This is a genomic window from Streptomyces sp. 1-11 (genome assembly GCF_007176755.1).
GTDB lineage: Bacteria > Actinomycetota > Actinomycetes > Streptomycetales > Streptomycetaceae > Streptomyces.
This window is the reverse complement of sequence record NZ_BJTV01000005.1, coordinates 191,492-203,977: the sequence shown is the minus strand read 5'-3', so window position 1 is coordinate 203,977 and position 12,486 is coordinate 191,492. Positions and strand designations below refer to the sequence as shown.

At 73.4% G+C, this 12,486-nt stretch carries 8 protein-coding genes; 2 read left to right on the top strand and 6 right to left on the bottom strand.

Going from position 1 to position 12,486, the window contains the following annotated elements; genetic code table 11:
* Positions 1–22 precede the first annotated feature (22 nt).
* Genes TNCT1_RS12835 through TNCT1_RS12815 form a run of 5 tightly spaced genes read right to left on the bottom strand, consistent with a single transcriptional unit; the run spans position 23 to position 7,143 of the window.
* On the bottom strand, positions 23–1,213 hold the full coding sequence (locus TNCT1_RS12835) for an acyl-CoA dehydrogenase family protein (RefSeq protein WP_143631027.1): 1,191 nt from the start codon (positions 1,211–1,213) through the stop codon (positions 23–25).
* Complete coding sequence (locus tag TNCT1_RS12830; RefSeq protein ID WP_143631026.1) at positions 1,210–3,066, bottom strand: biotin carboxylase N-terminal domain-containing protein; 1,857 nt, start codon at positions 3,064–3,066, stop codon at positions 1,210–1,212. Before TNCT1_RS12830 ends, TNCT1_RS12835 begins: the two co-directional genes overlap by 4 nt.
* A gap of 5 nt (positions 3,067–3,071) precedes the next feature.
* Positions 3,072–4,670 (bottom strand): acyl-CoA carboxylase subunit beta, encoded by a 1,599-nt coding sequence (locus TNCT1_RS12825; RefSeq protein WP_143631025.1) that lies wholly within the window; start codon positions 4,668–4,670, stop codon positions 3,072–3,074.
* Positions 4,667–6,343 carry an acyclic terpene utilization AtuA family protein gene (locus TNCT1_RS12820; protein WP_143631525.1) on the bottom strand — a complete coding sequence of 559 codons (1,677 nt, stop codon included), beginning with the start codon at positions 6,341–6,343 and terminating at the stop codon, positions 4,667–4,669. The genes TNCT1_RS12825 and TNCT1_RS12820 overlap by 4 nt, the downstream gene beginning before the upstream one ends.
* Positions 6,344–6,348: 5 nt before the next feature.
* Positions 6,349–7,143, bottom strand: coding sequence for a TIGR03084 family metal-binding protein (locus TNCT1_RS12815; RefSeq protein WP_143631024.1), 795 nt, complete (start codon positions 7,141–7,143; stop codon positions 6,349–6,351).
* A 141-nt stretch (positions 7,144–7,284) separates the two neighbouring features.
* Between TNCT1_RS12815 and TNCT1_RS12810 the strand changes: the two genes are divergently transcribed.
* A complete protein-coding gene (locus TNCT1_RS12810) occupies positions 7,285–8,025 on the top strand; it encodes a class I SAM-dependent methyltransferase (protein ID WP_143631023.1) in 741 nt (246 codons plus the stop codon).
* Positions 8,026–8,052: 27 nt separating this feature from the next.
* On the opposite strand, the gene TNCT1_RS12805 is transcribed toward TNCT1_RS12810, so the two are convergent.
* Positions 8,053–9,018 (bottom strand): DMT family transporter, encoded by a 966-nt coding sequence (locus tag TNCT1_RS12805; protein ID WP_143631022.1) that lies wholly within the window; start codon positions 9,016–9,018, stop codon positions 8,053–8,055.
* A gap of 472 nt (positions 9,019–9,490) precedes the next feature.
* Here TNCT1_RS12805 and TNCT1_RS12800 point away from each other — a divergent pair, with 472 nt between their 5' ends.
* The gene (locus TNCT1_RS12800) at positions 9,491–12,475 is read left to right on the top strand and encodes a VCBS repeat-containing protein (protein ID WP_235902559.1); all 2,985 of its coding nucleotides are present in this window, start codon (positions 9,491–9,493) and stop codon (positions 12,473–12,475) included.
* The last annotated feature ends 11 nt before the right edge of the window (positions 12,476–12,486 follow it).

Genomic DNA, 12,486 nt, shown 5'->3' with positions numbered 1-12,486 from the left:
TCCAAGCGGCCGTCGCTGCGGCCTAGTACGACTTGGGCAGGCCGAGCGTCTGGTGGGAGACGTAGTTGAGAATCATCTCCCGGCTCACCGGCGCGATACGGGACACGCGTGAGGCGGTTATCAGCGAGGCGAGGCCGAACTCGCGGGTGAGGCCGTTGCCGCCGAGGGTGTGCACGGACTGGTCGACGGCCTTCACGCAGGCCTCGGCGGCCGCGTACTTGGCCATGTTGGCGGCCTCGCCCGCGCCGATGTCGTCGCCGGCGTCGTAGAGGTGGGCCGCCTTCTGCATCATGAGCCGGGCCAGTTCCAGGTCGATGTGCGCCTGGGCGAGGGGGTGCGCGATGGCCTGGTGGGCGCCGATGGGCGCCTTCCAGACGGTGCGTTCGCGGGCGTACTCGACGGCCCGGGCGAGCGCGTAGCGGCCCATGCCGATGCCGAACGCGGCGGTCATGATCCGCTCGGGGTTGAGTCCGGCGAAGAGCTGGAGCAGACCGGCGTCCTCTCCCCCACTGCCGAAAGCGTGGGAGGGGCCCCCACCCACCAACGCGTCCGAGGGCAGCCGCACGTCGTCCAGGACGAGTTCGAACTGCTTCTCGGCGGCGTTGAGTTCCATGTCGATGGGGTGCCGCTGGAAGCCGTCGGCGTCCCGGGGGACGATGAACAGGCAGGGCTTGAGGCGGCCGGTGCGGGCGTCCTCGGTGCGGCCGACGATCAGCACGGCGTCGGCCATGTCGACGCCGGAGATGAAGACCTTGCGGCCGGTGAGGAGCCAGTCGGCGCCGTCCTTGCGGGCCGTGGTGGTGATGCGGTGGGAGTTGGAGCCGGCGTCGGGTTCGGTGATGCCGAAGGCCATGAGGCGGGTGCCGTCGGCGAGGCCGGGGAGCCAGGTCCGCTTCTGCTCTTCGGTGCCGAAGCGGGAGATCACCGTGCCGCAGATGGCCGGGGAGACGACGAGCATCAGGAGCGGGGAGCCGGCCGCGCCCAGTTCCTCCAGGACGATGGAGAGTTCGGTGATGCCGCCGCCTCCGCCGCCGTACTCCTCAGGGAGGTTGACGCCGAGGTAGCCGAGTTTCCCGGCCTCCGCCCATAGTTCGGTGGGGTGGCGGCCCTCGGCGAGGGTGCGGGCGATGTAGTCGCGGCCGTAGCGCCTGCCGAGGGCGGCCACCGCGGCGCGCAGTGCCTTGTGCTCGTCGGACTCGATGAGGGTGCTCATGGTGTCTCCCGGAGTTCGTGTACGACCGCCAGCAGCGTTCCCGGCTCGACCTGCCGGCCCGTCGTGGCGTGCAGGGCGGTGAGCGTGCCCGTGACGGGCGCCGAGATCTGGTGCTGCATCTTCATCGCCTCCAGCCAGATCAGCGGCTGGCCGGCCCGTACCGTCGCGCCCTCGGTCAGTCCTTCGGCGACGCGGACGACCGTGCCCGGCATCGGCGCGAGCAGGGAGCCGGGCGTGATCTGGGCGGCCGGGTCGGGGAAGCGGGGCAGTTCGGTGAGGGTGGCGGAGTTCACGTGGACCTGGTCCGTGCCGTACCGCGACACCTCGAACCGGCGCTGGACGCCGTCCGCTTCGAGGACGACGAGACGCGCGTCGGCGTGCACCACCCGGACCCCGTCGGCGGTGAGGCCCTGCCGGGTGTGCCGGTAGTGGATCTCGTACTCCTCGCCGCCCGTCTCGTACCGCCTGGTCTGCGGTTGGGAGGGCAGGTTGCGCCAGCCGCCGAAGCGGGAGCGGCCGTGGGCGGCGGCCAGGGCGGCGGCGAGGGGGGCGTGCGGGTCGGCGTCCGGGGCGGTCAGGGCGGCGAGGTGGCGGTCGTAGAAGCCGGTGTCCATGCGGCCGGCGGTGAACTCGGGGTGGCGCAGGGAGTTCAGCAGCAGGTCCCGGTTGGTGACCGGGCCGTGCAGCGCGGTGCGTTCCAGTGCGCCCGCGAGCTTCCGGACCGCCTCGGCGCGCGTGGGGGCGTGGGCGACGACCTTGGCGAGCATCGGGTCGTAGTGGACGCCGATGGTGTCGCCGTCGGTGTAGCCGGTGTCCAGGCGGACCCCGGCGGGCACGGCGAGGCGGTGCAGGGTGCCGGTCTGGGGGGCCCAGTCGCGGGCCGGGTCCTCGGCGTACAGGCGTGCTTCGACGGCGTGGCCGCGCGCGTGCGGCGGCTCGCTCGCCAGCGGGTGGCCCTCCGCGACGCGGATCTGTTCCGCCACCAGGTCGAGGCCGAACACCGCCTCGGTGACGGGGTGTTCCACCTGGAGCCGGGTGTTCATCTCCAGGAAGTGCGCGCGGCCGTCGGCGACCAGGAACTCCACGGTGCCCGCGCCGACGTAGGACACCGCGCGCGCGGCGCGGACCGCGAGGGTGCGCAGCTCGTCCTGGAGTCCCGCGGTCAGGCCGGGCGCCGGGGCCTCCTCGATCACCTTCTGGTGGCGGCGCTGGAGGGAGCAGTCGCGGGTGCCGAGCGTCCAGACCGTGCCGTGGGCGTCGGCGAGGATCTGCACCTCGACGTGGCGGCCGCGTTCGAGGTAGGGCTCGGTGAAGACCTCGCCGTCGCCGAAGGCGCTCGCGGCCTCGGCGCGCGCGGCCTCCAGCGCCTCCGGCAGGTCCGCCAGGCGGCGCACGATCCGCATCCCGCGCCCGCCGCCGCCGGCGGCGGCCTTCACCAGCACGGGCAGGTCGGCCTCGGTGACCTCGCCCAGGGGGGCGATGCCCATCAGCTCCTTGGCGCGCGTCTTGGACGCCATCGCCTCGATCGCCTCCGGGGGCGGGCCGATCCAGGCGAGTCCGGCGTCGAGGACCGCCCGGGCGAACTCCGCGTTCTCGGAGAGGAAGCCGTAGCCGGGGTGGACGGCGTCGGCGCCGGCGGCCAGGGCCGCCTTGACGACGAGATCGCCGCGCAGGTAGGTCTCGGCGGGCGTCGCGCCCGGCAGCCGTACGGCGGTGTCGGCCACGCGCGCGTGGAGCGCGCCGGCGTCCGCGTCCGAGTGCACCGCGACGGTGCGGATGCCCAGTTCACCGCAGGTGCGGAAGATCCGGCAGGCGATCTCGCCGCGGTTGGCGACCAGCAGGGTCGAAATCATGAGCCTCACATCCGGAAGACGCCGAAGCCGCCCCGCGCGCCCTCGAAGGGGGCGGTGTGGATGGCGGACAGGCACAGGCCGAGGACGGTGCGGGTGTCGCGCGGGTCGATGACGCCGTCGTCGTACAGCCGCCCGGACAGGAACATCGGCAGCGACTCGGACTCGATCTGCTGCTCCACCATGGCGCGCAGCGCGGCGTCCGCGTCGTCGTCGTACGGCTGTCCCTTGGCCGCCGCCGACTGCCGGGCGACGATGGACAGCACGCCCGCGAGCTGCTGCGGGCCCATGACGGCCGACTTGGCGCTGGGCCAGGCGAACAGGAAGCGCGGGTCGTAGGCGCGGCCGCACATGCCGTAGTGCCCGGCGCCGTACGACGCGCCCATGAGGACGGACAGGTGGGGCACGCGGCTGTTGCTGACCGCGTTGATCATCATGGCGCCGTGCTTGATGATGCCGCCCTGCTCGTACTCCCTGCCGACCATGTAGCCGGTGGTGTTGTGCAGGAACAGCAGCGGGATGTCGCGCTGGTTGGCGAGCTGGATGAACTGGGCGGCCTTCTGCGACTCCGCGCTGAACAGCACGCCCTGGGCGTTGGCCAGGATGCCGACCGGGTAGCCGTGCAGCGCCGCCCAGCCGGTGGTCAGGCTGGTCCCGTACAGCGGCTTGAACTCGTCGAAGTCGGAGCCGTCGACGAGCCGGGCGATGACCTCGCGGGGGTCGAAGGGGGTCTTCAGGTCGCCGGGCACGATGCCCAGCAGCTCCTCTTCGTCGTACTTGGGCGGCTGCGCGAGGGGGGGATCGGGGTGGGCCTTGCGGTGGTTGAGGCGGGCGACGACCCGGCGGGCCTGCCGCAGCGCGTCGCGCTCGTCGACGGCGAAGTGGTCGGCGAGGCCCGACACGCGCGCGTGCATCTCCGCGCCGCCGAGCGACTCGTCGTCGCTCTCCTCGCCGGTGGCCATCTTCACCAGCGGCGGGCCGCCGAGGAACACCTTGGCGCGCTCCTTGACCATGATCACGTGGTCGGACATGCCGGGGACGTAGGCGCCGCCTGCGGTGGAGTTGCCGAAGACGACGGCGACGGTGGGGATGCCGGCCGCCGAGAGCCTGGTGAGGTCCCGGAAGATCGCGCCGCCGGGGATGAAGATCTCCTTCTGGGACGGCAGGTCGGCCCCGCCGGACTCCACCAGGCTGATGCAGGGCAGCCGGTTGGCGAGCGCGATGTCGTTGGCGCGCAGCGCCTTCCTCAGGCTCCAGGGGTTGCTGGCGCCGCCGCGCACGGTCGGGTCGTTCGCGGTGATCAGGCACTCCACGCCCTCGACCACGCCGATGCCGGTGACCAGCGAGGCGCCCACCGCGTAGTCGCTGCCCCAGGCGGCGAGCGGGGACAGCTCCAGGAACGGGGTGTCGGGGTCGAGGAGCAGTTCGACGCGCTCGCGGGCGAGCAGCTTGCCGCGGTCGCGGTGGCGCCGGACGTACTTCTCGCCGCCGCCCGCGAGCGCCTTGGCGTGCTCGCTCTCCAGGCCGGCGAGCTTGGCGAGCATGGCCTCGCGGTTGGCCAGGTAGTCGGGGCCGCCGGTGTCGAGGGCGGAGGGCAGGACGGTCACAGCAGGGCCTCCGGGATGTCCAGGTGGCGGGAGCGCAGCCATTCGCCGAGGGCCTTGGCCTGCGGGTCGAAGCGGGCCTGCGCGGCGACGCCGGCGCCGAGGATGCCGGTCACGACGAAATTGAGGGCGCGCAGGTGGGGCAGCACGTGCCGGGTGACGGGCAGGTCCCGGCTCTCGGGGATCAGCTCCCGGAACCGGTCGGCGGTCAGCTCGTGGGCCAGCCACCGCCAGGCCTCGTCCGAGCGCGCCCACACGCCCACGTTGGCGTTGCCGCCCTTGTCGCCGCTGCGGGCTCCGGCGACCAGGCCGAGGGGCGCCCGGCGGACCGGCCCGAGCGGCAGGGGTGCGGGCAGCGGTGGCTCCGGTACGGCGGCCGGCTCGGCCGTGTCCTGGGCCGGGGCCACGGGGACACGGCGGCCGTCGTGGAGGACGGCCACATGGTCGACGGCGCCCTGGGGCACGTACACATCCTCGAAGACTCCATAGGGCGCGCCCTTTCCCGGTGGGGCGAGCACATGGAAGCCGGGGTAGCTGCCGAGCGCGAGTTCCACGGCGGCGCCGCTCAGCGCCCGGCCCACGACGCGCTGGTCGGGGTCCCGGACGACCAGCCGCAGCAGGGCGCTCGCCGTCTCCTCGGTGTCCGCGTCGGCGCGGTCGGTGCGCACCAGGTCCCAGCGGGCCTCCTGGGGCGGCGACTTGGCGAGCGCGTCCGTGAGCTGCGCGCGCACGAGGGCGGCCTTGGCCTCGACGTCGAGGCCGGTGAGGACGAAGGCGACCTCGTTGCGGAAGCCGCCGAGCCGGTTGAGCCCGACCTTCAGCGTCGGCGGCGGGGCCTCCCCGCGCACCCCCTCGATCCGCACCCGGTCCGGCCCGTCCTGCCTCAGCCGTACGGTGTCCAGCCGGGCCGTGACGTCCGGCCCGGCGTACCGGCCGCCGCCGGTCTCGTAGAGCAGCTGGGCGGTGACCGTGCCGACGTCGACGAACCCGCCGGTGCCGGGGTGCTTGGTGACGACGCTGCCGCCGTCGGCGTCGATCTCGGCGAGCGGGAAGCCGGGACGGCGTACGTCGCCCTCTTCGAAGAAGGCGTAGTTGCCGCCGGTGGCCTGCGTCCCGCACTCCAGCACGTGCCCGGCGACGACGGCGCCGGCGAGCCGGTCGTACTCCTGCGGCCGCCAGCCGAAGTGGGCGGCGGCGGGCCCGGTGACCAGCGCCGCGTCCGTCACCCGCCCGGTGACGACGATGTCCGCGCCCGCCCGCAGGCACTCGGCGATCCCGAAGCCGCCCAGGTAGGCGTGGGCGGCGAGGGCGGCGGGGTGGGCGGCGCCGAGATCGTCGCCCTCGACATGGGCGACCCGCGCCGGTGTGCCGAGCCGCTCGCTCAGCTCCCGCACCTGCCGGGCGAGTCCGGCCGGATTGAGGCCACCGGCGTTGGTGACGATCCGCACCCCGCGCTCCAGGGCGAGGCCCAGGCAGTCCTCCAGCTGGCGCAGGAAGGTGCGGGCGTATCCGGCGGAGGGGTCCTTCAGGCGGTCGCGGCCGAGGATGAGCATGGTGAGCTCGGCGAGGTAGTCGCCGGTGAGGACGTCGACCTCGCCGCCGGTGAGCATCTCGCGCAGCGCGTCGAAGCGGTCGCCGTAGAAGCCGGAGAAGTTGCCGATGCGCAGCGGGTCCACCGGGCTCACCGGGTGCCCTCCTTCGGCGGGCGGCCGGCGCCGGGCGGGCCGGCGAAGGCCTGGGCGATGCCGAGCCAGCGGTCGGCGTCCGGGCCCTCGGCGCGCAGGGCGAGGTCGGCGCGGTGGGCGCGCTGGGTGACGAGCAGGCAGAAGTCGACAGCGGGCCCGGTGACACGCTGGGCGGCGTCCGCCGGCCCGTACGTCCACAGGTCACCGGAGGGCGCCCGCAGCTCGACGCGGAACTCCTCAGCGGGCGGGGTGAGTCCGTGGACCGTGTGGGCGAAGTCGCGGGTGCGCACGCCGAGTCGGGCCACGTGCCTGAGCCGGTCGGTGGGCGGGCGGACCGCGCCGAGGGCGTCGGCGATGTCCAGACCGTGGGCCCAGGTCTCCATGAGGCGGGCGGTGGCCATGGACGCGGCCGACATGGGCGGCCCGTACCAGGGGAACCGGCTGCCGGCCGGTGCGGCGCGCAGGGCCCGCTGGAGGGCGTCCCGTCCGGCGCGCCACCCCGCCAGCAGCTCGTCGCACGGCAGCCGGGCGCCTTCCTCCGCGCCGTCGTCCACGAACGAGCCGGGAGCGGCCAGCGCCTTCTCCACCAGCGCCTGGAAGGCCCCGGCGTCGGTGACGGCCAGCAGGGCCGAGCGGTCGGTCCAGGCGAGGTGCGCGATCTGGTGGGCGACGGTCCAGCCGGGCGCGGGGGTGCCGGAGGCCCACTGCTCCGGGCTCAAGTCCGCGACCAGAAGGTCGAGTTCGTCGTTCTCGGCACACAGGTCGTCGATGACGTGCGTCGGGTCGGCCATGACGGGGAGCATGGCAGCGGGCCGGGAAACAATCAAGCATGCTTGCATGATTTTTCACCGGGGTCCGCGCCCGCGGAACCGGGGTCCGTGCCCGCGGAAAAGGCCGCGCGGCGGCCCGTGCCCGCCCAGTAGCGTCGGGGGATGGTCGATGAGGACGGGTACTTCGGGGAGTCCGTCGCGGCGTCGTACGACGAGTCGGTGGCGGAGATGTTCGAGGACGGGGTCGTCGGGCCCGCGGTCGGGCTGCTGGCGGAGCTGGCCGGTGACGGCCGGGCCCTGGAGTTCGGGGTCGGGACCGGGCGGATCGCGCTGCCGCTGGCGCGGCGCGGGGTCGGCGTGCACGGCATCGACCTGTCCCGGGCGATGCTGGACCGGCTGCGGGCCAAGCCGGGCGGCGACGCGGTCGGGACGACGGTCGGGGACTTCGCGACGGCGCGGGTGGACGGCGCCTTCCGGGTCGCCTGTCTGGTCTTCAACACGATCATGAACCTGACCTCGCAGGACGCCCAGGTGGACTGCTTCCGCAACGCGGCCGGCCACCTGGAGCCCGGCGGCTGCTTCGTCGTCGAGGTCATGGTGCCGGATCTACGCCGGCTGCCGCCCGGGCAGAACGCGGTGCCGTTCCGCGTCGACGAGGGACGGCTGGGCTTCGACCTGTACGACGTCGCCACGCAGTCGGTCAGCTCGCACCATGTGCGGGTGGCGGACGGCCGGGGCACGTACCTCTCGGTCCCGTTCCGGTACGTGTGGCCCGCGGAGCTGGACCTGATGGCCCGGCTCGCGGGGCTGCGGCTGCGCTCGCGGTGGGACGGCTGGACGCGGGAACCGTTCACGAGCGACAGCCGGCAGCACGTGTCGGTGTGGGAGAAGCCGGCCGGCTGAACCGCGGGCGCGGTGACCGCGCGCCGGTCAGGCCTCGGGGGCCGGGGCCGGCACCTTGCCGCGCCCGACCTGGGTCCGTACCGCGCCGATGGTCGCCGCGATCACCAGGGCGATGGCGGCGGCCTGCGTGACGGAGAGCGCCTGGCCGAGGACGAGGAAGCCCGCCGTGGCCGCGATGGCCGGTTCCAGGCTCATGAGGACGGCGAAGGTGTGGGCGGGCAGGCGGCGCAGCGCGAGGAGTTCGAGGGTGTAGGGCAGCACCGAGGAGAGCAGCGCCACCGCCGAGCCGAGGGCGACGGTGGTGGGGTTCAGCAGCCGGCTGCCGGCCTCGGCGATGCCGAGCGGGAGGAAGAGCAGGGCGGCCACCGCCATCGCCAGCGCCAAGCCGTCCGCCTGCGGGAAGCGGCGGCCGGTGCGGGCGCTGAAGACTATGTAGGCCGCCCACATGGCGCCTGCTCCCAGGGCGAAGGCGACGCCCGCGGTGTCGAGATCGCTGAAGCCTCCGCCGCCCAGCAGGAAGACCCCGGCCAGGGCGAGGGCCGCCCACAGCGCGTTGATCGCCTGTCGGGAGGCCAGCACGGACAGGGCCAGCGGGCCGAGGACCTCCAGGGTGACCGCGGGGCCCAGCGGGATGCGGGCGACCGCCTCGTAGAAGAGGCCGTTCATCCCGCCCATGGCGACACCGAAGACGACGACGGTCCCCCAGTCGGCGCGCGAGTGACCGCGCAGCCGGGGCCGGCAGACCACCAGCAGCACCACGGCCGCCGCGAGCAGCCGCAGGGTGACGACGCCGAGCGCACCGGCCCTCGGCATCAAGGTCACCGCGAGCGCTCCGCCGAACTGGACCGAGATCCCGCCGGCCAGCACCAGACCCACCGGCCCGAGCGAGCCGAGCGGCCTGGACGAGCCGGACGAGCCGGACCGACGCGGTGCGCCCCCGGGGGATGCCGGCGCGTGCTGCGTCGAGGGGGCGGTGTGGCTGGAGGTGCTCACGGGCGGTCCTGGGTCTGGCTGGAATCAGATCTTGTTCATCTTGGTGTACTTCCAAGTCCAGGGTAATGGACTTGGTCAGGAGTGTGAAGCCGCCATGAGCCTGTCCCGAATGCCGGGACGCCGCACACAGGACCCCACGGCGGGCCGGGCGGCGCGTCGCGCCCTTCTCCATCGTGCTCCGCGTGGCCGGAAAGCGCCCGTGAGGTACAGCCGGGAACAGCCACGACAACAGTCGATGCAAATGTACGATCAGCGGATTCTGTGAAGGGTGCGTCCGCCGGGGGCCGGGAGCTACTGGGCGGCGGGCATCCCTTCTGGTTCACCGGGGAGGGTCATCACCTTGGATCGTCATGCCGTCGGCCACGGACGCGCGAGACGCGCGACCGTCGTCATAGCCGCCTGCGCGGCGCTCGCCGCGGGACTGAGCCCGTCGCTTCCGGCCTCGGCGTCGGAGGCACCGCAGGAGACGGTGGTGCCGGCTACCTTGCGCGGCTACAACACCACGGGCTCGGTGCTGTCCCCCTCGACGCACGGTGGTCACGACGGTGCCGGGGCACAGGGCGTCTTCCACCGGGTCGAGGGCAGCAGCACTCTGTGGTGGGCCCCGTTCGACGGCGGGAAGCCGGTCCGTGTGCCGGTCCGGACCGGGGCAACGCCACAAGGGACGGGTACGGATGTCGTCGCGTACAGGTACCCGGACCGGGTGGAATTCTGGGACGCGGCGGAGGGGACCGAGCGCACCCTGCGGCTGCCGGACGGCCTCGCCTACCTGACGTCCTACGACAACCTCGCGCTGGCCTTCCGGACCGTCACGGCGGAGGACGGCACCACCAAGCACGAGATGCACCTGCTGACCCCGGAGCCGGACGGGAATGTCCGCGACGTGACGGTGGACGGCGGACCGGCAGGCCTCCGGCTCCTGACACCGCTCGGTGCGGACGCCCGCAGCGTCTTCTTCCGCGCCTCCCTCGACGGCGAGATGCGCATGGCGGCCGTCGACCGGGAGACCGGGCAGGTGCAGGGCTACACCCAGCCGCTGCCCGTCGGCTACAGCGGACTGGTGATCTCGCCGGACCACATCGTCGCCCTCTCCTACGACAAGGCCGCTGTCCTGACGGTGCCGCGCGCCGACCTCTCGGCGGCCCCGGCCGCGATCACCCTGGCGGGGACCGGCGACGGGCCGAACGCCACCCATGACGTGGCCGTCGTCGGCGACTGGCTGGTGAGCGGCAGCAGCCAGGTCCGGGCACAGCCGATCGGCGGAGGGGACCCGGTCGCCCTGATGCCGTCGTCGGCCTCCGGACTCGCGGTCGGCCCCGGCGGGACCGCGGTCAAGATCGGCCGCACGGGCACCGACGACTGGGGTGTCCAGCGCATCCGGGCCGGCGCCGACGGCAGGCCGGTCGTCAGCATGGTCAGAGCACTGCCGAAACCGCCCTACCGGATCCAGGGGTTGTCGCTCGACCAGGGGCGACTGATCGTCACGGACTACGGGACCTCCGACGGGGACAACGGGGGACGCGTCGGTCGCGTACGCACCGTCGCCCCGTCCGGCACCCCCGAGTTCGGGGCCGCGTCCCCGTTCCTCGACTCCAGCATGCTGATCCAGCACTGCGCGGCGGGGAACGTCACCTGTGCCTCGATCCACGGCACGGCCGACGGCCGGATCGCCTGGCTGGAACACGACGCCTCGGCCTATCCCGACCGGATCAGGGTCTTCGGGCCGCCGAAGCAGCCGTATTGGGAGCGGAGCGTGGCCGACACCGGGCGGATCACGGACGTCTCGGGCCGTTATCTCGTCTACACGGGTACGGCTCACCAGTACGTCTACCGCATCGGCAGCGCAGGCGCGGCCGCCGTCACCCGGGCCCCGGGCGCCGCCGCGCTCTCCGGTGACACCCTGTGGACCCCCGCCGCGTCCCCCGGCACCCTCACGGCGTACGACTTGTCGGCGAAGAAGACCACCGGGACCGTCACCACCGGCGCCGGCTGTACGCCCACCGACCTGCAGGCACTGGGCCGCTGGCTGTACTGGACGTGCGACGGGCGGGCCGGCGTCTACGACCGCACGACGGCCAGGTCCGTCCCCGTTCCCCCCGACGAGGCCGAGCTGGGCGACGGATACGTCGTCACGCACGACAAGCAGGCGGGGAAGCTCGTCCTCACGACGGTCGACGAGGCCACTCCCGTCAGCAGGGTCGTCGGTGACCTGCCCGACACCGGTGTCTCCCAGCGGGACGTCCGCTGGACGGTGGACGAGTCCGGAGCCAACGCCGCCTACGTGGACGACCACGAGCAGGTGCACCTCGTGCCCTCGGGAGTGGCGCAGCAGCCCCTGCGCCTGCTCGCGCCGGCCGAGCGCACGGGGACCGTCACGGCCCGCGAACCCGACACGACTCCGGACACCCTGACGACCCTGCTGCTGTCCAAGCCCGCCGCGGGCTGGCGGCTGACCGTACGCAGCACGGCGACCGGCAGGACCGTCGACACGGCGAGCGGCGGCACGACGCGGGGCGAGCTGACCGTCGGCTGGTCGGGCGTGACACGAGACGCGCGGGGGCTGGCCACCCGGTTGCCGAACGGCTCCTACGACTGGAGCCTGAGCGTCGACCCCGCCGACGGTGTGGGGCAGGCGCTGGAGTACACGGGCACGGTCCGGCTTCAGGACGGCAGCCCGGTCCGCCACGACCACGTGGGCCGGGGGGCGTCGCCTGACGGGATCGCCGACCTGCTCACCCTGAGCGCCTCGGGATCCCTCACCTTCCAGCAGGGCACGGGCAAGGGCACCTTCTCCGGCAGATCGTCGGGCAGCGGCTGGTCGGTCAAGGCGGTGGCGGTGCCGTTCGGCGACCTGAACCATGACCGCTGCAACGACGTCCTGGTACGCATGGCCGACGGGTCCCTGCGCGGCTACACGGTCCCGTGCGGTCAGCCGCTCACCACCTCGGCCAAGTACAAGAAGCTCGGCACCGGGTGGAGCGCCTACAACGTGCTCACCTCGCCCGGGGACCTGACCGGTGACGGCCGGTCCGATCTGCTGGCCCGCAAGGCGTCCACCGGGGACGTGTACCTCTTCGCCGCGAAGAGCGACGGTTCGCTCGCGGCCGCGAAGAAGATCCGCTCGGCCTGGACGGGGTACAAGAAGATCGTCGGCGCCGGGGACCTGGACGGCGACGGGATCGGCGATGTCCTCGCCCAGGACAAGGCAGGCACCCTGTACCGCTACAGCGGCCGGGGCAACGGCCTGCTGAAGGACCGTGTGAAGCTGTTCTCCGGCTGGGGCGGCTCGTACAACGCGGTGGTCGGCGTCGGCGACATCACCGGCGACGGCAGGAACGACCTGGTGGCCAGGGACACCTCGGGCAACCTCTACCGCAACGACGGCAACGGCAAGGGTTCCTTCGGATCCCGGACGAAGATCGGGTCCGGCTGGCAGGGCTACAAGGGACTCTTCTAGCGCGCCCGGGG

Coding starts and splice junctions, on each gene's coding strand:
- TNCT1_RS12835 (WP_143631027.1), bottom strand. CDS start 1,213: ATGAGCACCCTCATCGAGTCCGACGAGCACAAGGCACTGCGCGCCGCG.
- TNCT1_RS12830 (WP_143631026.1), bottom strand. CDS start 3,066: ATGATTTCGACCCTGCTGGTCGCCAACCGCGGCGAGATCGCCTGCCGG.
- TNCT1_RS12815 (WP_143631024.1), bottom strand. CDS start 7,143: ATGGCCGACCCGACGCACGTCATCGACGACCTGTGTGCCGAGAACGAC.
- TNCT1_RS12810 (WP_143631023.1), top strand. CDS start 7,285: ATGGTCGATGAGGACGGGTACTTCGGGGAGTCCGTCGCGGCGTCGTAC.